The organism is Sphingomonas naasensis (assembly GCF_004792695.1).
Taxonomy (GTDB): Bacteria; Pseudomonadota; Alphaproteobacteria; order Sphingomonadales; family Sphingomonadaceae; genus Sphingomonas; species Sphingomonas naasensis.
In genome coordinates this window covers 164,037-184,935 of the sequence record NZ_SRXU01000008.1, presented here as the reverse complement: position 1 = coordinate 184,935, position 20,899 = coordinate 164,037, and the positions used below count along the sequence as shown (strand labels likewise).

Below are 20,899 nucleotides of genomic sequence, written 5' to 3'. Positions count from 1 at the left end.
GGGCAGATATCGATCCTCACCCTTCCGCGCCTTCGGCGCTCCTTCCCTCTCCCAGAGGGAGAGGGATTAGTCGAGCCCGAGCGCGGCCTTGATGTCGGCCCAAGCGACGAGCTTGAAATTCTGCGCCGCGGGGGCGTTGTGCCCGTCCTGCGCGATGAACAATCCGCCCGGGAAGCCGGGGCCGAAATCGCCGGTGACGATCTCGATGCCGTCGGTCTCCTCGGTCGCGCCGAACTTGCCGGCGGTCACCCGGAAGCGGCCGACATAGGCGTCGTCGCGGAGGCGATAGACCGCATAGGCATTGTCGCCCTGGCTCGAGACGAGGAGATAGCCGCCATCGCCATCGCCGTCACCTTCGGCGGCGAGCGCGACACCTTCGGTATCGGCGACGATCTGATAGCCATCGGCCGAGGCGAGCTTGACCGGGGCGGTGCTGCCCGAGGCGCGGGCGTCGAAGCGCCACATGCCGACATCCTCCTCGGCGACGTAGAGCCGGTGGGTACGCTCGTCGACGACGCAGCCTTCGGACTGGGTGGCGAGCTTCATCGTGCGGACGATCTTGCCGGTGGGCGCCGCGCCGGTCAGATCGAGCGCGAGCTGAGTGATCGTGCCGTCCTTGAGGACGTTGAACGCGTGGAGCGCGGCGCCGTCGCGATACAGGCAGACGCCATAGGCCTCGCCCGCGCCTGCCGCGAGCTTGCCGAGCGCGGCGAGCTTGCGGGTGGCCGGATCGAGGCGGAACAGCGCGAGCTTCGCGTTGAGCGGATCGTTGCGATCGCTCGCCGCGACGATAATCCCGGCCGCGCCCATGTCGCGCAGATCGACATTGTTGACCCGGCCGGCGTCGACGAAGGACAGCTGCCGGCCGGCGAGATCATAGACGTAGAGCCCGGCCTTCTTGTCGGTGCCGACGATCAGGCTGGCCGCCGGATCCGCCGGGTTGCGCCAGATCGCGGGATCGTCCGCGGCATCGGCATTGGCGGTGCCGACCGCCTCGGTCTCGCCCCGCGCCGCGACCGTGGCGGTCGGCGCGGGGGAGAAGACGGGGCGTGGCGCGCCGGCGGTGCAACCCGCCAGCAGGCACAGCGAGACAATCAAGGCGGTGCGCATCAGAAGGCGACACGTGCCATGAGCTGGAAGACCGGGCCAGCGCGTTCGCTCTCGATCTCATACTCGTCGAAGATTCGATCGGTCTGGTCCTCGATCGTGGTGAACTTGTTGAACACCTCGTCCTTGTGGCCGTCGAGCAGGTTCGAGCCGACCGCGCGGACCGTGACGCTGTCGCCGAAGCGCTTCTCGACGAAGATCTCGAGATCGCCGCCATAATTGGTGGTGACTTCCTCGCCGACGGTGCGATCGAACGCGCCGCCCTGCTTGCGATAGGTCGCGCCGAACGCCGCGCCATAGCTGGGCAGGTTCTGGATGAAGCCGACGTTGAAGACATATTTCGACTGGCCGTTGAAGCGGCGCGAGCCGAACTCGTCGTCGATGTCGCTCTCGAGGTACGAGAAATTGCCGAAGATGCCGGTGTCCTTCATTCCGATGAAGCGCAGGTCGGTCGAGAGATCGAACTCGACGCCATAGACATTGCCGTCGCCGGTGTTGCGCGGCTGGAGCACGAAGGTGCCCGAGCCTTCCGAGCCTTCCTCGCCGGTGTTGGCGAGCTCGATCAGGTTGGTGATGTTGCGGTAGAAGAAGTTGATGCCGACCACGCCGGTGCTGCCGATGCGGTGCTCATAGCCCGCGTCGCCGCCCCATGCGGTCTCCGCGCGGAGATCGGGATTGCCCTGGAGATCATTGTCGCCGAGCTCGGCGAGCAGCCGCGCAGGCGAGATATAGTCGAGCCGCGGCCGGCGATTGGTGCGCGCCGCCGACAGGGTGATGCGGTCCGACGGCGTGACGTCGATCTTGAGCGAGGCTGAGGGCAGCAGGATGTCGTAATCGTTGCGCTGCGTGGCGAGCGCGGGCGCCACGGTCTGGTCCTCGATGCGGACGCGGGTCGATTCGTAGCGCAGGCCGGCTTCCCACGCGAAGGCGCCCGACTTGCCCTCGATCAGCGCGAAGGCGTCGCGGCGGTCTTCCTCGACGCGGTTGACGCTGCCCGGCTCGGGCGCGGAGGGATCGAACTGGCGGGCGAAGCCGGTGGGGTTCTCGGAGAACTGGTTCCAGCCATGCACCGAGGCCGGCAGGTTGAAGCGCTGGCGGATCGTGCGGATGTCGGTGTCGCGGTCCTTGTTCTGGAGGAACCCGCCGATGACGATGTCGGCATTGGCGCCGATGTCGAACTGATGGTCGAGCGAGAGCGACAATTCCCGATCGTCGATGTGCGTCTCGGTCAGATCGCCGGTGAAGCGGGGCGCGGCGCGATCGAAATCGACTTCGAACTCGGTCTCGTCCTGGCGATCGATGAAGCGCGCGAAGCCGAGCTTGAGCGAGGTCTTGCCGAGCGCCCATTCCTGCTTGAGCTTGCCGGCGAGCGAATAATTGTCCTGCTGGATGTCGTTCACATTGGCGTTGTCGGTCAGCAGATTGCCGGCGGGGGTGCCGCGGACCGAGCCGGTGACGGCGGTGGGATCGTCATATTCGAACGAGCGCTCGCTCTCCTTGCGGTCGTTGCGGACATAGAAGGCGCTCAGCTCGACATCGGTGCCGCCGGTGTTGAGTCCCCAGGTGGCGTTGAACGCATAGTCCATGCCGTCGCGCGTGTCGGTCTGGTCCTCGCGATTGACGAAATCGTCGGTCGCGTAGTTCGGGTTGTTCTCGGGCGAATCCGAATAGCGCAGGCTGGTCTTGAGCTTGGGATTGTAGCGGCCCTGGACGTTGGCGCCGAGCAGGATGCGGCTCTCGCCGATCGCGCCGCCATAGACCGCGCCGACGCTCGGCACGACCTTGTCGTTGCGGAAGCGCAGCGCGCCGCCGCGGACATAGCCGCCGTCGAGCTCGTAACCGTCGCGCAGCACGATGTTGAGCGTGCCGGCCACGGCGTCGCCGGTGCGGCGCGCCGAGGAGGAGCGGACGATCTCGACCCGGCTGATCAGCTCGGCGGGAATGCGATCGAGGAAGAAGGAGCGATCGGCGTTCGAGCCGGGGACCTTCTCGCCGTTGATCAGGATCTGGGTATAGCCGGGGTCTAGACCGCGCAGCCGCGCGCCGTCGCTCTCGATAACGTCCGACAGGAAGGTCACCGAAGGCACGCGCTTGAGCGCGTCGCCGGCGGTCAGCGGTTCGAAACGCTGGAAGTAATCGGTGTCATAGACGAGCTTGGGCTCGGTATCCTCGCTGCGGTTGCGAAAGCCGATCTGCGCCTGGACGACGATTTCCGCGGCGGTCTTGATCGCCTCGGCATCGTCCGCGCCGGTATCGGCAGTCTGCGCCGCCGCAGTTGCGGCGAGCGTGAGCGCGAAGCCGCTGATCCCGGCCGCGAGGAGAAGCTTGAAATTCATGACGCCCCCGAATTGATCTGTGTTGTTCGGGGGCGGCTCTAGGGGCGCTGTTTGACAGTTCGATGCGGTTGCGATGACGTTTTCGCGTCGGAAAAATTACACTTTGCTGCGTTGCGTCAATGTCACTGCGCGCCGGCGGGAAAAGGCGTCAGAGATGGATCGGCGGCGTTTCGGGCAGCAGATTGCCGGGCACCCCGGCGCCGCCCAGGATCGTGCGGATACCGCCCCACAGCACCCCGGCGATGGCGTTCCACGCCTTTTCGATCGTCAGCGCCGAGAGCATGACGACGGCCTTCGCCGTGGCGACGGTGTTGTCCTGCAGGCTCTGCAGATAGAAATGATAGAGATCGTCGTCGTCCCTGAGCGAGCCGCTGATGCGCGATTTGGCGATGTGCTCGGCCTGTTTTGCCAGCAATTTCCCCTGATTCTCGACAATGCCGCTGATCGCCGAATAGCCGGCGCCCAGTTCGCCCTTCAGTGCCGAGACCAGATCGTTGAGTATGTCGTCGCTCATCGTCGCCTCCTATCGCTTCAGTGCGTTTTCGACGGACAGCGCCAAATGGATCGCGGGATCATAGGCGTCGCGGGCAAGCTCGACGGAATCGGATGCGAGACCCCTGGTCCTGTGCCGGTCGCGAAGGACGCGGAGGCCCGCGACGATGTTCTCCAATCTTTTGGGAGTGACGTTCACGCACTCCGTGGCGTCGGCTCCGGACCCGCAGAGCTTCTCGACTGCCTTGAGCTTGACGAGGCGCCCGGCCAGCGGCGGAATCTCGCGGGCCTCGGCGCGTTGCCGCAATGCCTCGAACTGGCCGATCACCGAGGCGTAGCGCTCCTGATAGGCGGGGAAGGTCTCGGGTCCCGAAGCCGTTTCCAGCCCGGCGAAGAGCGTCAGGGTTTCGGTGTGGGCCTTGTTCAGCCCGTCGACCAGCGCCGGATCATAACTGGGCGCCAGGTGAATCGTGCAGGCCGCGAGCACGAATACCCACAGCAACACCGTCCTTTTCAAAATCGCCGGAACCATCGCGCCTTCCCCCAAAGGATATCGCTCGAATCAGCGGGAAGAATGCATCACGGCGCGGGGGAGACGTCAATCGAGCCTGGTAAGGATCGGCCCCGTTGTCGAGCAGCGTCGCGCGCGGGGCCGGTGCGCTCAACAGCAAGCTTTGCCCGGTACAACAGGAAAACGCCCGGACTTTTCAGTCCGGGCGCTTGATTTTGGTCCGTTTCGAAATGGATCAGGCCGAATAGTACATGTCGTATTCGACCGGGCTCGGCGTCATCTCCCAACGGGCGACTTCGGCGCGCTTGATCTCGACATAGGCGGCGACCTGGTCGCGGCTGAACACGTCGCCCTTGAGCAGGAAGTCCATGTCCGCCTCGAGGCTGTCGAGCGCTTCGCGGAGCGAACCGCAGACGGTCGGCACCTGCTCGAGCTCGGCCGGCGGCAGATCATAGAGGTTCTTGTCCATCGGATCGCCCGGATGGATCTTGTTCTGGATGCCGTCGAGGCCGGCCATCAGCAGCGCCGCGTAGCAGAGATACGGATTGGCCAGCGCATCGGGGAAGCGGAACTCGACGCGCTTCGCCTTGGTGCCCGCACCATAGGGGATGCGGCACGAAGCCGAGCGGTTGCGCGACGAATAGGCGAGCAGCACGGGGGCTTCATAGCCCGGCACCAGCCGCTTGTAGCTGTTGGTGGTCGGGTTGGTGAAGGCGTTGAGCGCCTTGGCGTGCTTGATCACGCCGCCGATGAAGTAGAGGCACGCATCCGACAGGCCGGCATAGCCGTTGCCGGCGAAGGTGTTGGCGCCCTTTTCCCAGATCGAGATGTGGGTGTGCATGCCCGAGCCGTTATCTTCCTTGATCGGCTTGGGCATGAAGGTCGCGGTCTTGCCATAGGCATGCGCAACCTGATGGACGACATACTTGTAGATCTGCATGCGATCGGCGGTCTGGACGAGCGTGCCATAGGTCAGGCCGAGCTCGTGCTGCGCGGCGGCGACTTCGTGGTGATGCTTGTCGCAGGGCAGGCCCATTTCGAGCATGGTCGAGACCATCTCGCCGCGGATGTCGACCGCCGAATCGACCGGGGCGACGGGGAAATAGCCGCCCTTGGCGCGCGGACGGTGGCCGAGGTTGCCGGCTTCATATTCCTTGCCGGAATTGCCGGGCAGCTCGATGTCGTCGATCGCGTAGTAGGACGTCGCATAGCTGTTCTCGAAGCGGACGTCGTCGAACATGAAGAACTCGGCTTCGGGGCCGACATAGACGGTGTCGCCGAGGCCGAGCGTCTTGAGATAGGCTTCCGAGCGCTTGGCGGTCGAGCGCGGATCGCGGGCATAGAGCTCGCCGGTCGACGGCTCGACGATGTCGCAGACGAGGATCAGCATCGGCGTTGCCGAGAACGGATCGATCCACACCGCGTCGAGATCGGGCTTGAGGATCATGTCCGACTCGTTGATCGCCTTCCAGCCCTCGATCGACGAACCGTCGAACATCAGACCGTCGGTGAGCTCATCCTCGCCGATCACCTTGGCGACCATGGTGAGGTGCTGCCACTTGCCCTTGGGATCGGTGAAGCGGAGGTCGATCCACTCGATCTCGTTTTCCTTCACCATCTTCAGAACGTCGCTGGCCGAATTCGCCATTGGTATACCCTTTCGCTCTCTTTCGTCTGCCCGCCGAATCGGGCAATAAAATTACCTGTTCGCGCGCCGCAATATTACAGTGCTGCGCTGCGTCAAATCGCGTTTTCGTTGCGCTCGCCGGTACGGATGCGCAGCGCGGTCTCGACCGGGATCACGAAGATCTTGCCGTCGCCGATGCGGCCGGTCTGCGCGGCGACGGCGATCGCCTCGACAACGCGATCGGCGAGCGTATCGTCGACCACCACCTCGAGCTTCACCTTGGGGAGGAAGTCCACGACATATTCGGCGCCGCGATAGAGCTCGGTATGCCCCTTCTGACGGCCGAAGCCCTTCGCCTCGGTGACGGTGATGCCGCTGACGCCGACCTCGTGCAGCGCCTCCTTCACTTCATCGAGCTTGAACGGCTTGATGATCGCTTCGATCTTTTTCACGTGTTCCCCCAAAGGAGTGAGGCAGTTCCCCGTAGCGCGCGTCTGGCAACATCCGTGCCAGAGGCGGAGTCGAGAATGCCTCTCGGGTTACACGCCGCGCAAGGCGAAACAAGTGCCTTCCAAACGGGCAGCGCCGCCGCGACTGCCTCATTCGGCGGCAGTGCGCTTCCCCATAGCTTGATACTATAATACTATAAATGGAACGGCGGTTCTATCTGCGGGTTACCGCAGGTACGATTTGCCGGGGAGTCGCTTCTTGCTGTTGCCGATGAACATGCCCGCCGAGATTCACCGGACCGACGATGCGATTGCCGGCGACAGCCGCGTCGCGCGCGGGCCGTTGGTGATCATGGCGCATGGGCTGCTGGCGATCGCCGCCGAGCGGCGGAGCGGCTTCACCATCCGCAGCCCGCTCGGCGAGTTCAGCGCCGAGCAGGTCGAGGAAGCGCTGCGCCGGTGGAGCGTCCCGCCCGCACGGCACGACTGACAGCCGTCGCGCGGCAATAGCGAAATCAAATGCGCGGCGACTTCAGTCCGCGCACGAAGATCGCGCGGCTACGCAAGTCTTTCCATGAACCGGAGGGCATGGCGCCCGGCGAAAACCTTCGCTCGCCATAGCTAATCGGATGTATTAGGGGCGCCGATCGCGACTGCGAGGAGTCGCGTGTTTCATCAAGCGTTGGGGAGACCGCTGTGAGAATCCGAAATCTTTTCGCCGTGGCTGCGGCGGTGGCGGCATTGACGCTGGCGGCGAGCCCGGCCGAGGCGCAATTCGGCGGGCTCGGCGGCCTTGCCAAGAAGGTTGGGCTCAAGCCCACGTCGATCCTCGGCGATCGTCAGCCGATCACCACCAGCCTGCCCGACGCCAAATGGGGCGATTCGAGCAAGGACGGCTTCACCCCGCGCGAGCCGACGCGCTCGCTGATGACGCTGCAGCGCACGCCGAACGGCGGCTTCGTGCTCCAGCCGGGCTATTACGAGTTCCACGACCAGAGCTACTGCCTCAAGGCGGGGACGCACGGCCCGGGCGGTGGCGACGGCTATCTCTACGCGCCGCCCAAGGGCCCGGCCGAGGACGCGGTGATGACGATCGTGCGCAACTCGGTGAACCATCCCGAGATCGACCAGCACGATATCCAGACTTTGCTGTGGGCGATCATCGCGCGCGCCAAGTTCGAGGATCTCTCGTCCGAGCACAAGGCAGTCGCGGCGCGGCTGCTGACGCCGCGCCAGCTCGCCGCGCTCAACCGCAACGCGCTCGACGTGCTGACCACCGGGCCGCTCGCCGACAATCTGCCGGGGCCGATCCGCAGCGTGCTGCAGGCCGAGGCCGATCTGCGCCGGATGCTGACGACGCCGGGCGCAACCTTCGCCGATATGGAGCGCGTCGCGGTGCTCGCCGGCGCGGCGCCGATGGGGCCGGGCAGCCAGGACATTCCGTCGGGCCGCTGGAGCATCCATCCCGACGGCTATTATGTCCGCTACGTGCCGCAGAGCTACAGCAACACCGTGATCAGCATCTGGGTGCCGCAGGGCAGCCCGGCGGTGGGCAAGGAATATGATCCGGCGACGCACATCGCGGTGCCCGGCAACACCAGCCGCCAGCGCCTGATCCAGTCGGGCCGGCCGTACCAGTCGCATTGAGCATAGCCGCCTCCGCGTTCGCGCGGAGGAGGGCGTCTAACCGCGATCGGGCGGGCAGAGCCGCCGCAAGCGACGCATGTCCCTATGGGGAAACCGGGTCTTGAACGCCCGCAGTTCGCCGCGTGCGTCCTCGTCCTGAAGGGCCGCGCGTGCCAGCCAGTGGCGGTACCGGGCCATCTGTCCGCGGTTGAGATATTCGGTGGCCAAGTTCTGCAACGACATCGCATCATCGGTTGCCGCTGCCTGCTTGTGGAGCGCGAGCGCACGCGACGGGCTCTCGAAACCCGCCAGATGGTTCATCGCGGGCGTGAACCCGCGAGCCGCGAGGACTCGCAGAATCGGCAATGCGTGCCCATAAGCGCGACCGTCGAGAATAGCGTGCGCGCGCTCGTACAGCCGCCAATTGGCTTCACCGCCGCGCGCCACCGCCAGCGCCTCAATAAGGCGGGTTGTGCAGCCCTTTCGGGCTCGTCGTGAAGATCTCGCAGCCGGTCTCGGTGATGCCGATCGAATGCTCGAACTGCGCCGAGAGCGAGCGGTCGCGCGTCACTGCGGTCCAGCCGTCGTCGAGCAGCTTCACGTCGGGGCGGCCGATGTTGATCATCGGCTCGACGGTGAAGAACATGCCCGGGCGCAATTCGGGGCCGGTGCCCGGGCGGCCGACATGGACGACCTCGGGCGCGTCGTGGAACACCTGGCCGAGGCCGTGTCCGCAGAAATCGCGGACCACGCCGTAGCGATGCTTCTCGGCGTGACGCTGGATCGCATTGCTGATGTCGCCGAGATGGTTGCCCGGCCTGGCCTGTTCGAGCCCGAGCATCAGGCACTCATAGGTCACGTCGACCAGCCGGCGCGCCTTGATCGGCACATCGCCGACCAGATACATGCGGCTGGTGTCGCCGTGCCAGCCGCCGAGCATCGGCGTGACGTCGATATTGACGATGTCGCCGTCCTTGAGCGTGCGCTCGGACGGGATGCCGTGGCAGACGACATGGTTGATCGAGATGCAGCAGCTGTGCGTGTAGCCGCGATAGCCGAGCGTCGCGGGGACGCCGCCGGCGGCGATCGTCATGTCGCGGACGATGGTGTCGAGCTCCTCGGTCGAGACGCCGGGGACGACGTGGGGCACCAGCGCGTCGAGGATCTCGGCGGCGAGGCGGCCGGCCTTGCGCATCCCTTCGAAGCCTGCGGGTCCGTGGAGCTTGATCGCGCCGTCGCGCGCTTGCGGCATGTCTTCGGTGACGGTGACATATTCGGTCATGCGCGGCGATATAGGCGTTTGCGCGGAGGTTTACGAGGCTCTACGCCATCGCCATGAGCGAGCGCATCTGGACCGCGGCACTGGTGGTGATCGGCGACGAGATCCTCTCGGGGCGCACGCAGGACAAGAATGTCGCGCAGCTCGCCAGCTGGCTCAACGTCCAGGGCATAAGGCTCGCCGAGGTGCGGATCGTCCCCGACGTCGAGGCGGCGATCGTCGAGGCGGTCAACACGCTCAGGGCGCGCAACGACTATCTGTTCACCACCGGCGGGATCGGGCCGACGCATGACGACATCACCGTCGACGCGATCGCCGTGGCGCTGGGCGTGCCGGTGGTGATCCACCCCGAGGCGCGCGCGGCGCTCGACCGCTATTATGCGAGCCGCGGCGGGCTGACCGAGGCGCGGCTGCGCATGGCGCGGGTGCCCGAGGGCGCCGAGCTGATCGCCAATCGCATGTCGGGCGCGCCCGGGATCCGCGTCGGCAATCTCTTCATCCTCGCCGGGGTGCCGCACATCACCGCGGGGATGCTCGACGCCTTGACCGGCACGCTCGAGGGCGGGCTGCCGGTGCTGGCGCGCACCGTCGGCGCGTGGGTGCCCGAGAGCGAGATCGCCGAGATGCTGGGGGCGACCGAGCGCGCACATCCCGGCGTCGCGATCGGCAGCTATCCGTTCTTCCGCGAGGGGCGGGTGGGCGCCAATTTCGTCGTCCGCGCGACCGAACAGGCGCTGGTCGATCAGGTGATCGACGCGCTGACCGCGGGGCTGACCGCCGCGGGGCACGCGCCGGTCGAAGGCGGGATCTAGGCGCTTATTGCGAAGCGATCGCAAAGAAGCTGCGAGTCGTTTGCGATAAGCCTCATTTTGCGAGTTCGGCGATCACGTTGCGGTAGAAGGTCACCGCCGGGGCGATCTCGCCCACCGGGATGCGCTCGTTGAGGCCGTGCGCGAAGCTGTCGCTCGACTTCATGAACAGCGGGCTGACGCCGTAGCTCGCCACGCCCTTGCCGCGGAACCACATGCTGTCGGTCGCGCCGGCGGACATCACCGGCACGACCGGCACATCGGGGAAGCGGGCGTGCACCGCCTTGCCGATCACCTTCATCAGCGCGGGGTTGATCGGCGAGGCGTCGCTCGGCACCGATCCGCTCTCGACCTTTTCTACCTTCACCCCCGGATCGCCGATGATCTCGACCAGCTTCGCGCGGACATCGGCGATCGCGGTGCCGGGAAAGATGCGGCAATTGATGTTGGCGGTGGCGCGCTGGGGCAGCGCATTGGTGGCGTGGCCGGCATTGGCCATCGTCGCGACGCAGGTGGTTCCGGTCTGGCCGACATAGCCCGGATCGGCGCGCAGCACCGCGCGCGCCTCGGCATCGTCGGGATTGGCGGCGAAGCGGCGCATCGCATCGGCGAGCCGGGCATCGGGCGTCCGCGCGGCGCTGGCGAGCCAGCTCGCTTTGGTGATCTCGTTGACCTGGCCGGGGAATTGATACGCCTCGATCTTCTGGAGCGCGGCGGCGAGCTGGTAGATCGCATTGGGCTTGCGCGGCGCACTCGAATGGCCGCCGGGATTGGTGACGCTGAGCGCGAAATCGGCATAGGTCTTCTCGGCGCCCTGCACGCCGAACATCACCGGCTTGCCGGCCTCGTCGAGATCGCCGCCGCCGCCGTCGATGTTGAGCAGCAGCTCGGCATCGTGGAACTGGCCGGCGAGCGCGGCGGTGGTCTTCATCGCCGTCTCCTCGTCCCCGGAGAGCAGCAGCACGACGTCGCGGCCGGGCTTGAACCCTTCGCGCTTGAGCTGGATCAGCGTGGCGACGAAGGTCGAGACGTCGAACTTGTTGTCGCTCGCGCCGCGGCCGAACAGATAGCCGTTCTCGATCACCGGGGTGAACGGATCGCGCTCCCAATCGGCGGGCTTCGCTTCGACCACGTCCATATGGCCCGAGATCAGGATCGGCTTCGCGCCGTTCTTCGCCTTGCCGGTGCCGCGATAGCGCGCGACGAGATAGGCGGTGTCGCCGAGCTTCTCGACCTGCACATCGGCGTCGGCGAAGCCGCCGGCGACGAGCTGCGCCTTGAGCCAGCTGGCATAGTCGAAGGTTTGGTTGCCTTCGCCGGCGACGGTGCGGAAGGCGACGCCGCGCTTGAGCAGCTCGAGCGACTGCGCCTCGGCCTGCGGCAGGTTCTGCGCCTGCGCCGGAATGGCGGCGAGCGCCCCGGCGAGAAGGATCGCGAGGTGGCGCATGCGGCGGGAGCTCCGATCAGAAGGCTGGAGAGGGTGAAAGGGAATCGCTTGTCCCTGCTCCATACGCAAAGGCATGCGGGCGGTCTACATCCGCAGGTCTGCCTATCCGGTCGAGCCGCCAGGCATGATTCCGCCGTTCTCTTCGCGTGGAGCCATCCCTTTCGTCCGAAGGTTCAGCTATTGGCAATGCGAAAGATGTTGGTTCGGATTTTATGAAACGCCCAGATCGCAGGTCTATTCTCAGAAATGCTTCAGCGTGCCTGGCGCTTATGGCGATCCAGAGCGCAGCCCCCGCCAGCATATCGCGAGGTCATGGCGGCAGGAGGGATGGCCTTGGGCCGGCGGTCAGCGGCGAGCGGGTTAACGTAAGGGATTTCGGCGCGAAGGGAGACGGACGGACCATAGATACGCTGGCAATCAATCGGGCGATCACAGCATGCGCGCCCGGTCAGACGCTCTATTTTCCTTCGGGCATCTACCTCGTCGACAATTCGGACATGCGTGACAATGGCGCGCATACCACGATACCCTTGGGAGACGGCGTGAACGTTTTCATGGAGAAAGACGCGTGGATGAAGCGTCATCCCTCGGAGAGGAAAGGTGTTTATTTCCTCGCCCCTACGAGCAACAACATCCTGCAGGTCAATGTGGATGGGGACGAGATCGTCGATGCCCGACACGATCGCTGGAGCCAAGCGCAATGCATTGGTGTTAATGGTGCGGACTGTAAGAACGTCACTGTCGTCAATTCGCACTTCAAGAATCTGACTTATGGCGTGCGGACGAGGGGGGCGTCGGGCTGTCGACTTCACGAAAGCCACTTTCGCCAGATACGACTTTCCGGCGTTTTGATGCAGGCCGCCGGGATGGCTTCCAGCATCCATAACGAGGTTGTCGGGTGCACCTTCGAAAACATGGGTGATACGGCCGCGGCGTTTCATGTTACGGACCGAAACGGTGTCTGCGCACACAATCGAGTCGATCGATGCATCGCTAAAAACACCCAGCTCCGCGCGCTTGGATTCGCCTTTGATTTCGAGGGCGGATTTGAATTTGGTAAAATTCACAACAATGCCATCACCGGTTGCAAAGTCGAACAGACGGCGGTGTCTGCGCTCGGGCAGGGCGGCATTACGATGAACCGCTACAGCGAAGACAGTATCATTGCCGGTAACTCGCTGATTGGTAACCTGCACCAGGCGCACGATGTGGGGATCATGATCCCGGATACCCGCGGTATTAAAGTGCTGGACAACTACATCGAGAAGTTTCGTGGCGGGGCAATCAATGCCGATGGCGCGGAAAGCGCGGTGATTTCCCGCAACCAGATCCGGAACAGCGGGGACGCCACTATTCCGGGCGTCCTTCTCCATTCGGCAATCGTGCTCGGATATGTATCAGGCTCCCGAAGCTGTCTCGTCGACGACAATGTCATCGAGTGGAGCGTGGGCTACCCCTTTGGCGGGGAAAATGCGGCCGCAATCGCCGCCCGGCGCTATGAAAAGCATGGGGTCGCCGATCTGACGATTCGAAATAACAAGATCCGCAACGCGCTCGGTCACGGGATCATGATCGTGGGGTTCGGCGAGCCTGGCTATCAACTTCAGAACGTCCAGATCGAATATAACGAACTGACCGACGACAGCCCGGGTCGCGTCCCGGGCCGCAAGCCTGTCGTTGCTCGCTATATTCATGGGCTGAGAATGGAGGGCAACGTTGTCGGGAGTGGCCGGCGAGAGGTCGATCTGACCGGCTCGACCGGTAGCGGTCTGCTTGCGAGGCTCTAAGGGCTTCTGCGCTGGACGCTCGTTCCCGCGGGTGCATTGCCAGCGAGCGGAGATGGAGCGGGTGAAGGGAATCGAACCCTCGTCGTAAGCTTGGGAAGCTTCTGCTCTACCATTGAGCTACACCCGCGCGGCAGCCCGGTTGCCACAGCGCAGGGGCGGCGGTCAATCCGCGAATGCGTGCGCTATGTCGTTACGCTCGGGAAGCGACCAAATGCGGCTTCGCGCGTTGCGCGGGGCATGAAGACGCTGTGGTTCATCACCAATCCCAATTCGGGCACCGCCACCCGCGCCAAATGCGAGGCGCTCGAAGCGGTGTTCGACGAGAGCGGGCTGGCGCTGGCGGGGCGCACCGAATTTCCCGAGCAGAAGCTGCCCGAGGCCGACGAGCTCGACCGCGCCGGGGTCGATACCGTGGTGCTGTTCGCCGGCGACGGGACGATCAACGCGGCGCTCTGCGCGCTCGAGAAATGGCAAGGCGCCTTCCTGATCCTGCCCGGCGGGACGATGAACCTGCTCGCCAAGGGACTGCACAGCGAGAGCGACCCGCACAAGATCGTCCACGCCGCGCGGCAATGCGACCGGCGGGTGGCGCTGCCCTATGTCATCGCCGGCAAGCACCGCGCGTTCGTCGGGCTGATCCTCGGCCCCGCGGCTTCGTGGTTCCGCGCGCGCGAGGCGGTGCGCAAGGGCAAGATCGGGCGGCTGCTCGCGGCCGCGCGCGGCGCGTGGCGCAAGACCTTCGGCGAGCACGGGGTGCGGGTCGAAGGCGCGCAGGGGCTCGGCGATGCCTATCAGGCGGTGTTCGTCACGCCCGACCTGCACGGGCTCGAGGTTGCCGCGGTCGACGCGCGCGACTGGAAGTCGATCGTCCAGCTGGGCTGGGACTGGCTGAGCGGCGACTGGATCGCCGCGCACGCCGTGAGCGAAGGCTGGACGCAGGAACTGCGCCTGCGCGGCCACAAGCCGGTGCTCGCGCTGTTCGACGGCGAGCCGGTGACGCTCCAGCCGCACGAGGCGATCCGTTCGGGCAAGAGCCTCGAGACGTTCATCGCCACCCGCAGCGACGAGGAGGTACCGGCGCCATGACCCGACTGTTTCACGTCAGCGACGTCCATTTCGGCCGCGAGGACCGCGAGGCGATCGACTGGTTCGGCCGCAAGGTGAAGGAAGAGCAGCCCGACGCGGTGATCATGACCGGCGACCTGACGATGCGCGCGCGCGCCAGCGAGTTCGCGGCCGCGTCGAAATGGCTCGAGAGCCTCGGCCGGCCGGTGACGGTCGAGGTCGGCAATCACGACCTGCCCTATTTCAACCTCTGGGCGCGCTTCGTGACGCCGTACAAGCGCTACAAGGCGCTCGAGCACATGATCGAGAAGCCGCTCGACGTGAAGGGCATCGCGGTGGTGCCGCTCAAGACGACCGCGCGATTCCAGCTGCGGCTCAACTGGGCCAAGGGCTATGTCAGCACGCGCTCGCTGCAGGAGTCGCTCGCTTTGGTCGAGGCGGTGCCGCAGGGCGACCTGATCTTCATCGCCGCGCACCATCCGCTGATCGAGGCCGGCACCCGTGCGACCTCGCACACCCGCCACGGCCCCGAAGCGCTGGCGGCGCTGGCGACCGCGGGCGCGCATGCGGTGCTCACCGGACATGTCCACGACCCGTTCGACATCGCGCACGAGGTGGGCGGGCGCACGGTGCGGCTGATCGGCGCCGGAACGCTCTCCGAACGGGTGCGCGACAAGCCGCCTTCGTTCAACGAGATCCGGGTGGAGGGGAGCAGCTTCGAGACGGTGGCGCGGTTCAAGGGCGAGGGAAGCGTCGCGCTGTAGGCGCCGAGGCTCCGTCACCCCGGCCTTGTGCCGGGGCCCACGGTGCGGCGGGCTATTCCCTCACGCCTCTTGTTTCTCGCTGACCGCTTCGTGGACCCCGGCACAAGGCCGGGGTGACGGTGGAAGATTGGTGAAGGCCATCAGCTCCGCGTCAGGTCCTGTCCGAACACCAGCAGGTTGCCGTCGGGCGCGACCACCATGAATTCGCGCTGGCCGTAGATCTGGTCGACCGGGCCATAGAGGTCGCCGTCGTTGAGCTGCGACGCCTTGGGCAGGAGCTCGGCGGCGACCGCGTCGACATCCTGCACGTCGACATAATAAGCGAAGCGGCGATTGCCCGGGGGGGCGCCTTCGTCGCCGACATTCTCGACCAACCGGAACGCCGCGGCCTCGCGCTGGACATAGGCATAGACGCCCTGCCGGAAGCGGCATTCGAAGCCGAGGATCCCGGTGAAGAAAGCCACCGCCGCCTCGATATCGGGGACGTGCATGAAAGGGGTGATGCGATAGAAGTTCGACACGGGGGCTCCTCCCGCATCGATGATATCCGAGCCCGCGATGCCGCGGTAGTGAAGTTCCATGCGCCGCTCCCTCTTTCTCGCAGATAGCTGCGCGACGTGGAAGGAACGTAGCGGAACGCCGTTAAGCGCGGAACAACCCTAACGGGCCGCGGCCGCCGCCGCTCCACGTCGACCAATTGGGGAAGACATAGGGCATGTCGGCTTCGCTGACGCCGTGCCAGCGCGCGATCGCGCCGATATATTCCTCCTGCGCGACGGCGGGGACGAAGCGGCCTTCGTTGCTGATGTCGTTCGCGCCGCCCAGCACCGGATCGGGATAGGCGCCGAAGATTCCCCCCGGCGCGACATTGCCGCCGACGACGAGATGGTTGCTGCCCCAGGCGTGATCGGTGCCGTTCTGGGCATTGCCTTTGAAGGTGCGGCCGAAATCGCTCATCGTGAAGGCGGTGACGTTCTCGCCCATGCCGATCGACTGCATCGCACGGTGGAAGGCGGCAAGCGCCATGGCGAGATCGCGCAGCAGATTGGCGTGCGTGCCGGTATCGTTGTTGCCGCCGCCGACCTGACCCGAGTGATTGTCGAAGCCGCCCTGGCTGACGAGGAAGGTCTGGCGATCATGGCCGAGCGTCGAGCGTGCCGCGATCATCCGGGCGACGCGCATCAGCTGGCGGGCGACGTCGCTGGTCAGCGCCGCGCCGGTGTCGGGATTGACGAAATAGCCGTCCATCGCGCTGGTCGCGCTGATGATCGCGTTGGCAGTGGTCGCCTGGCCATAGGCGCCGACGATGTCGCGCGCGGTGGCCTCGGTCATCGCGCCATAGCCGGCGCCGTTGGCGAGCGCGTCGATCGCGGCGTTCTTGGCCTGGTTGGCGGCGTTGCCCGCGCCGCTATAGCCGCTGCGGCCGAGCGTGCCGGTCGAGGGCAGGACCAGCGCGGCGCTGGTGCGGCCGATCGTCGCGAGGTTCGAGCCGGCGAGCGAGATCATCGACGGCGTCGCGGTCGACGCCATGCGATCAGTCATCCGGCCCATGAACCCGTCGATGCTGACGTCGCGCGCGCGCAGACCCTGCCAATGCGCCTGCTCGTCGGCATGGCTCATCAAATTGGTCGGGCGCAGATCGGGGCGCGACTGCCAGGTCGATTTGGTCAGCGGGGCGAACAAAGTGCCGGCGTTGAGCACCAGCGCGAGGCTGCCTTCGTCCCAGAGCGGGCGCAGCGCCGCCATCGCCGGATGGAGCGCATAGCTCGCATTGGTCAGCGGCGTCAGCGCCGGCGCCTTGATGCCGACCGATCCGCGCGCGGCAAGATAGGCGGCGTGGCGGGCGTCGGTGGGGATCACCATGTTCCAGCCGTCATTGCCGCCGAACAGGAATATGCCGACCATCGCGCGATAGCTGCCATTGGGCGCGGCCATCGCGCTCATGCGGCCGAGCTGGCTCATGGCGGCCATCGCGCCGGTGCCGGCGGCGAGGCGAACGAAATCGCGGCGGGACAAGGTCATTCGGGTTTCCCTCAGCGATCGACGAGGAAGAGCGGGCTCGACCCCGCGGCATAGAGCATCATCTGGGCGCGCTTGCGGGCCTGCACCGCCGGATCGGCGTTGGTGATCGCAGCACCCGCGGCCTTGAGCGCATCCTTTTGCGGCTGGGTCAGCGTGCCGGCGAACATCAGCAGATCGATCCGGGCGACCACCGCGTCGAGATCCAGCGCTTCCCAATCGCTCCACAGCGGCTGGGTGAGCGACGAGCCGGGCAGGCCCGAACTGACGGTATATTCGGATCGCGTGGCATCGCCGCCGACGGTCCAGTCATAGACGAAATTGTGCCAGCGCAGCACGTTCGAGGTGTTGAGCAGCTTCGACGCAGGGCTGCGCAGCGTGGTGCTGCCGGGCAGCGGATAATCCTGCGGGTAGAAGTTGAACACCGACGGCGCGCGCATCACCGGCTGGGCGAGGCTGGTGTCGCGGTTGACGAAGGCATAGCCATCGGTGGTGAAGCCGATGACGCGGGCGAGGCCGGTCATCAGCAGCACCGGCTCCTTGACCTTGCCCGCGGCGGCGCCGGGGGCATTGCGCGCCTCGGCGTCGGTCAGGATCGCGCGGACCACGGCCTTGAGATCGCCGCGCACGCCGCTGCCATTGTTGGCGAACACCGCCGAGACGCGGCCGACATAGGCCGGGGTCGGGTTGGGCGTGACGAGATGGGCGATCAGGAATTTCGACACGAAGGGCGCGGTCGAGGCGTTGTTGAACGCCGCGTCGACCACCGCGGCGACGCTCGCCTCCTGCGTCGCGCCGGCGGCGACATTGGTGCCGAGAAACGCCTTTGCGGTGCTGTCATAGCGGTTCGCCACTGGAATCATCGGCGCCGAATAGTCGCGGGCATTGCCATCGGTGATCGCCGCGCCGCCGACCCGGGCATAGGTCCAGCCGGTGAGCGCGCGCGCGACGCCGCGGATGTCTTCGGGAGTGTAGTTGGGCTGGCGCACGCCGGTGCCGTCGAGCTTGGGCGTGCCGTCCATGTTGAGCTGGTCGGGGCCCATCGAGAAGAGCTGGAGCAATTCGCGGGCATAATTCTCCGACGGCGCCGACTTGTTGCTGTCGGCCATGTCGAGATAGTCGCCCATGTAACCGAGCATCGTCACCCGGGCGAGGACGTCGCGGAAATTGCCGAAGGCGTTGTCGAGGAAGATCTGGTTGAACGCGGCGATACCCGCAGCCGAATTCACTTCGGCTTCCGAGGCGACGATCATCTGGCCGAGCGCGAAGGCGACGCGCTGGCGCAACTGATCGGGGGCCATCACCGCATCGGCGTAGAAGCGCGACGCGGCGGGGACGCGCGAGAAATGCTGACGCGCGCAGACGGTGTCGCCGCTGGTGCAGAAATCGCGACGCACCTCGACGGCGAGATCGGCATAGGTGCTGCCGGTGGCGGCGAACTGCTCGTCGAGCCAGGCACTGACGCCGAGCCCCTTGATCCGCGCGACCAGCGCGGGAGTCGGGCCGAAGCTCGCCTGCTTGGCGAAGCGCGCGGCATCGGCTTCGGTGAAGCTCGGGGCGGGCGCCGGGGCGGGGGTAACCGATACCACGCCGCCGCCGGCGGAACCGCCGCCGCCGGCGCCACCGCCGCCGTCGCATGCGGACAGCATGGTGAGAAGCGCTACGCCGAGCGCAGTCGATACGCCTGCTCTGAACACTGGATGATCCCCCGCCGCTGCGCGCGCGCGCAACCTGCACTCCTATGCATAAACATAGAGGGTGATCCGGCAACTTACAGGAATGGCTAAGAAAATTTTAGGGAGAGGGGCGCGGGGCGCGAATCTGCGCGCCGGCATATTCGGTCGGGGCCCGAGGCGGGAGCCTGAGGCCACCCGGTGGAGTCCGGCAAGGTGGCGGCGAATGTCCGAAGCCGCAGGGTTCGACGCCAGGGGGCGGTCAGCCGGGACAACTGGAGAGCGGACGACAGCCGAGCTATGCCGGGCGATATGAAGCAGAGGCCCAACTATCAGGCGCGGATCGTTCTGGCGATCTACATGGCCTGCTTCAGCATCGGCGCGCTGAGCCATGCCCGCGATTTCCACGCGAGAGGATGGCGCCCTTATGCTTGGGGGCCACCCCTGCTGGAAGCTTTCTGGACGTCGCTCCTCATCCTTGACGCCCTCGTGGTCGTCCTCATCGCATCTGGCCGGCGTCGCGCGGGGCTGACGCTGGCGGTCGCCGTCATGATCACCGATGTTTCCGCCAATATATTTGCCTGGCTGAGCTTGGGCGTACCTGACCTGGCAATCGCTTTGCTCCTGCAAACCGCATTGCTGGGCTTTGTCCTCGGCTCGATACCGTTCCTCTGGTCGACAGACCCTGTGCCCGCTTAGGCGCCGCTGTGTCACGGGCAGGCGATCCGAAGGGGATGGCAGCCCTTGGCACCCTCTTGCGGCCCGGAATGTCCGGGATCGGGTGGCGAACGGCGCAAACGAAAAGGGCGGCCCGTTGCCGGACCGCCCTTTCGTTGCCTGTGAAGGACCGCTTAGCGCTTCGAGAACTGGAAGCTGCGGCGGGCCTTGGCCTTGCCGTACTTCTTGCGCTCGACGGTGCGGCTGTCGCGGGTCAGGAAGCCTGCCGCCTTGACCGGGGCGCGGAGCACCGGCTCGTAGCGGGTCAGCGCCTGGCTGATGCCGTGCTTGACGGCGCCGGCCTGGCCCGAAAGCCCGCCGCCCTTGACGGTGCAGACCACGTCATACTGGCCCTCGCGCTCGGCGACGCCGAACGGCTGGTTGATGACGAGGCGCAGCGTCGGACGCGCGAAATAGACTTCCTGATCGCGACCGTTGATCGTGATCTTGCCGGTGCCCGGCTTGAGCCACACGCGGGCGACGGCGTCCTTGCGGCGGCCGGTCGCATAGGCGCGGCCGAGCTTGTCGATCTCCTGCGCGCGGAGCGGGGTGTTCGACACGACCGGAGCGGCCGGGGCGCTGAGATACTCGTCGGCGCTGGCCGGAACGCCCGCGGGCGCTTCACCGGCGGCGATCGAGCCGAGATCGGAGAGGGACTGGCGGTTGTCGGACATTATGCGCCCACCTTGTTCTTGCGGTTCATCGACGCGATGTCGAGGACTTCGGGGTTCTGCGCGGCGTGCGGATGCTCCGAACCGGCGAAGATGCGCAGGTTGCGCATCTGCTGACGGCCGAGCGGGCCGCGCGGGATCATGCGCTCAACGGCCTTTTCGAGCACGCGCTCGGGGAAACGACCCTCGAGCACCTTGCCCGCGGTGATTTCCTTGATGCCGCCGGCATAGCCGGTGTGCTTGTAATAGACCTTCTGGCCCAGCTTCTTGCCGGTGAAGCGGATCTTGTCGGCGTTGATCACGACGACATTATCACCGCAATCGACGTGCGGGGTGAAGCTGGTCTTGTGCTTGCCGCGCAGCACATTGGCGATGATCGTCGCAGCGCGACCGACCACGAGGCCTTCGGCATCGACGAGATGCCACTTCTTCTCCACCTCGGCCGGCTTCACCGACTTGGTGGTCTTCATCAGCGCCTTCATGGCCTGTGACCTTTCGAGTATGAAACGCAAGCGCGCCA

21 protein-coding genes and 1 tRNA gene are annotated in these 20,899 nt (G+C 65.9%); 7 read left to right on the top strand and 15 right to left on the bottom strand.

Annotated elements, in window-relative coordinates:
- Positions 1-66: 66 nt before the first annotated feature.
- From E5A74_RS17525 to E5A74_RS17500, 6 genes are all read right to left on the bottom strand, one after another.
- Positions 67-1,110, bottom strand: coding sequence for a phytase (locus E5A74_RS17525; RefSeq protein WP_135986921.1), 1,044 nt, complete (start codon positions 1,108-1,110; stop codon positions 67-69).
- Positions 1,110-3,443 (bottom strand): TonB-dependent receptor plug domain-containing protein, encoded by a 2,334-nt coding sequence (locus E5A74_RS17520; RefSeq protein ID WP_135986920.1) that lies wholly within the window; start codon positions 3,441-3,443, stop codon positions 1,110-1,112. The genes E5A74_RS17525 and E5A74_RS17520 overlap by 1 nt, the downstream gene beginning before the upstream one ends.
- 148 nt (positions 3,444-3,591) lie before the next feature.
- Positions 3,592-3,957: a hypothetical protein gene (locus E5A74_RS17515; RefSeq protein WP_135986919.1), complete on the bottom strand. Its 366-nt coding sequence runs from the start codon at positions 3,955-3,957 to the stop codon at positions 3,592-3,594.
- A gap of 9 nt (positions 3,958-3,966) precedes the next feature.
- Entirely contained in the window at positions 3,967-4,467 is a 501-nt protein-coding gene (locus E5A74_RS17510) for a hypothetical protein (protein WP_135986918.1), read from the bottom strand.
- 214 nt (positions 4,468-4,681) lie between these two features.
- On the bottom strand, positions 4,682-6,094 hold the full coding sequence (glnA, locus tag E5A74_RS17505; RefSeq protein WP_135986917.1) for a type I glutamate--ammonia ligase: 1,413 nt from the start codon (positions 6,092-6,094) through the stop codon (positions 4,682-4,684).
- A gap of 92 nt (positions 6,095-6,186) precedes the next feature.
- A complete protein-coding gene (locus tag E5A74_RS17500) occupies positions 6,187-6,525 on the bottom strand; it encodes a P-II family nitrogen regulator (RefSeq protein WP_135986916.1) in 339 nt (112 codons plus the stop codon).
- A gap of 256 nt (positions 6,526-6,781) precedes the next feature.
- Here E5A74_RS17500 and E5A74_RS17495 point away from each other — a divergent pair, with 256 nt between their 5' ends.
- Both E5A74_RS17495 and E5A74_RS17490 read left to right on the top strand, forming a co-directional pair.
- Complete coding sequence (locus E5A74_RS17495) at positions 6,782-7,012, top strand: hypothetical protein (protein ID WP_135986915.1); 231 nt, start codon at positions 6,782-6,784, stop codon at positions 7,010-7,012.
- 230 nt (positions 7,013-7,242) lie between these two features.
- Positions 7,243-8,169 (top strand): hypothetical protein, encoded by a 927-nt coding sequence (locus tag E5A74_RS17490; protein WP_135986914.1) that lies wholly within the window; start codon positions 7,243-7,245, stop codon positions 8,167-8,169.
- Between the two features lie 36 nt (positions 8,170-8,205).
- On the opposite strand, the gene E5A74_RS17485 is transcribed toward E5A74_RS17490, so the two are convergent.
- Both E5A74_RS17485 and map read right to left on the bottom strand, forming a co-directional pair.
- Positions 8,206-8,595, bottom strand: coding sequence for a hypothetical protein (locus E5A74_RS17485; protein WP_135986913.1), 390 nt, complete (start codon positions 8,593-8,595; stop codon positions 8,206-8,208).
- Between the two features lie 10 nt (positions 8,596-8,605).
- Entirely contained in the window at positions 8,606-9,430 is an 825-nt protein-coding gene (gene map, locus E5A74_RS17480; RefSeq protein WP_135986912.1) for a type I methionyl aminopeptidase, read from the bottom strand.
- A gap of 53 nt (positions 9,431-9,483) precedes the next feature.
- Here map and E5A74_RS17475 point away from each other — a divergent pair, with 53 nt between their 5' ends.
- Entirely contained in the window at positions 9,484-10,239 is a 756-nt protein-coding gene (locus tag E5A74_RS17475; RefSeq protein WP_135986911.1) for a competence/damage-inducible protein A, read from the top strand.
- Positions 10,240-10,291: 52 nt separating this feature from the next.
- Here the strand turns inward: E5A74_RS17475 and E5A74_RS17470 are convergent, their stop codons facing one another.
- Complete coding sequence (locus E5A74_RS17470; protein ID WP_135986910.1) at positions 10,292-11,683, bottom strand: M20/M25/M40 family metallo-hydrolase; 1,392 nt, start codon at positions 11,681-11,683, stop codon at positions 10,292-10,294.
- 269 nt (positions 11,684-11,952) lie between these two features.
- Between E5A74_RS17470 and E5A74_RS17465 the strand changes: the two genes are divergently transcribed.
- Entirely contained in the window at positions 11,953-13,470 is a 1,518-nt protein-coding gene (locus E5A74_RS17465) for a right-handed parallel beta-helix repeat-containing protein (RefSeq protein ID WP_166745618.1), read from the top strand.
- A gap of 53 nt (positions 13,471-13,523) precedes the next feature.
- Here the strand turns inward: E5A74_RS17465 and E5A74_RS17460 are convergent.
- Positions 13,524-13,597: transfer RNA gene (locus tag E5A74_RS17460), tRNA-Gly, on the bottom strand.
- A 110-nt stretch (positions 13,598-13,707) separates the two neighbouring features.
- Between E5A74_RS17460 and E5A74_RS17455 the strand changes: the two genes are divergently transcribed.
- Together E5A74_RS17455 and E5A74_RS17450 are read left to right on the top strand one after the other, a co-directional pair.
- Positions 13,708-14,556 (top strand): diacylglycerol/lipid kinase family protein, encoded by an 849-nt coding sequence (locus tag E5A74_RS17455; protein ID WP_135986908.1) that lies wholly within the window; start codon positions 13,708-13,710, stop codon positions 14,554-14,556.
- Positions 14,553-15,299, top strand: coding sequence for a metallophosphoesterase family protein (locus E5A74_RS17450; protein ID WP_135986907.1), 747 nt, complete (start codon positions 14,553-14,555; stop codon positions 15,297-15,299). Before E5A74_RS17455 ends, E5A74_RS17450 begins: the two co-directional genes overlap by 4 nt.
- A gap of 140 nt (positions 15,300-15,439) precedes the next feature.
- On the opposite strand, the gene E5A74_RS17445 is transcribed toward E5A74_RS17450, so the two are convergent.
- From E5A74_RS17445 to E5A74_RS17435, 3 genes are all read right to left on the bottom strand, one after another.
- Positions 15,440-15,880, bottom strand: coding sequence for a bleomycin resistance protein (locus E5A74_RS17445; RefSeq protein WP_135986906.1), 441 nt, complete (start codon positions 15,878-15,880; stop codon positions 15,440-15,442).
- A gap of 61 nt (positions 15,881-15,941) precedes the next feature.
- Entirely contained in the window at positions 15,942-17,321 is a 1,380-nt protein-coding gene (locus E5A74_RS17440; RefSeq protein WP_135986905.1) for a DUF1501 domain-containing protein, read from the bottom strand.
- 11 nt (positions 17,322-17,332) lie between these two features.
- Complete coding sequence (locus E5A74_RS17435; RefSeq protein WP_135986904.1) at positions 17,333-19,015, bottom strand: DUF1800 family protein; 1,683 nt, start codon at positions 19,013-19,015, stop codon at positions 17,333-17,335.
- A 288-nt stretch (positions 19,016-19,303) separates the two neighbouring features.
- On the opposite strand from E5A74_RS17435, the gene E5A74_RS17430 reads away from it, so the two are divergent.
- Positions 19,304-19,690, top strand: a complete 387-nt coding sequence (locus E5A74_RS17430) for a hypothetical protein (RefSeq protein WP_135986903.1) — start codon at positions 19,304-19,306, stop codon at positions 19,688-19,690.
- Positions 19,691-19,842: 152 nt separating this feature from the next.
- Here E5A74_RS17430 and rpsI read toward each other — a convergent pair whose 3' ends face one another.
- The gene (gene rpsI, locus E5A74_RS17425) at positions 19,843-20,382 is read right to left on the bottom strand and encodes a 30S ribosomal protein S9 (RefSeq protein WP_135986902.1); all 540 of its coding nucleotides are present in this window, start codon (positions 20,380-20,382) and stop codon (positions 19,843-19,845) included.
- Positions 20,382-20,861 (bottom strand): 50S ribosomal protein L13, encoded by a 480-nt coding sequence (rplM, locus tag E5A74_RS17420; protein ID WP_135986901.1) that lies wholly within the window; start codon positions 20,859-20,861, stop codon positions 20,382-20,384. The genes rpsI and rplM overlap by 1 nt, the downstream gene beginning before the upstream one ends.
- Positions 20,862-20,899: the final 38 nt, after the last annotated feature.

Bases quoted from the DNA above. Each gene is read 5' to 3' on its own strand.
- glnA (WP_135986917.1), bottom strand. From the start codon at position 6,094: ATGGCGAATTCGGCCAGCGACGTTCTGAAGATGGTGAAGGAAAACGAG.
- E5A74_RS17450 (WP_135986907.1), top strand. From the start codon at position 14,553: ATGACCCGACTGTTTCACGTCAGCGACGTCCATTTCGGCCGCGAGGAC.
- E5A74_RS17520 (WP_135986920.1), bottom strand. From the start codon at position 3,443: ATGAATTTCAAGCTTCTCCTCGCGGCCGGGATCAGCGGCTTCGCGCTC.
- E5A74_RS17510 (WP_135986918.1), bottom strand. From the start codon at position 4,467: ATGGTTCCGGCGATTTTGAAAAGGACGGTGTTGCTGTGGGTATTCGTG.
- map (WP_135986912.1), bottom strand. From the start codon at position 9,430: ATGACCGAATATGTCACCGTCACCGAAGACATGCCGCAAGCGCGCGAC.
- E5A74_RS17445 (WP_135986906.1), bottom strand. From the start codon at position 15,880: ATGGAACTTCACTACCGCGGCATCGCGGGCTCGGATATCATCGATGCG.
- E5A74_RS17470 (WP_135986910.1), bottom strand. From the start codon at position 11,683: ATGCGCCACCTCGCGATCCTTCTCGCCGGGGCGCTCGCCGCCATTCCG.
- E5A74_RS17475 (WP_135986911.1), top strand. From the start codon at position 9,484: ATGAGCGAGCGCATCTGGACCGCGGCACTGGTGGTGATCGGCGACGAG.
- rplM (WP_135986901.1), bottom strand. From the start codon at position 20,861: ATGAAGGCGCTGATGAAGACCACCAAGTCGGTGAAGCCGGCCGAGGTG.
- E5A74_RS17440 (WP_135986905.1), bottom strand. From the start codon at position 17,321: ATGACCTTGTCCCGCCGCGATTTCGTTCGCCTCGCCGCCGGCACCGGC.
- E5A74_RS17465 (WP_166745618.1), top strand. From the start codon at position 11,953: ATGGCGATCCAGAGCGCAGCCCCCGCCAGCATATCGCGAGGTCATGGC.
- E5A74_RS17455 (WP_135986908.1), top strand. From the start codon at position 13,708: ATGAAGACGCTGTGGTTCATCACCAATCCCAATTCGGGCACCGCCACC.
- E5A74_RS17515 (WP_135986919.1), bottom strand. From the start codon at position 3,957: ATGAGCGACGACATACTCAACGATCTGGTCTCGGCACTGAAGGGCGAA.
- rpsI (WP_135986902.1), bottom strand. From the start codon at position 20,382: ATGTCCGACAACCGCCAGTCCCTCTCCGATCTCGGCTCGATCGCCGCC.
- E5A74_RS17525 (WP_135986921.1), bottom strand. From the start codon at position 1,110: ATGCGCACCGCCTTGATTGTCTCGCTGTGCCTGCTGGCGGGTTGCACC.
- E5A74_RS17430 (WP_135986903.1), top strand. From the start codon at position 19,304: ATGAAGCAGAGGCCCAACTATCAGGCGCGGATCGTTCTGGCGATCTAC.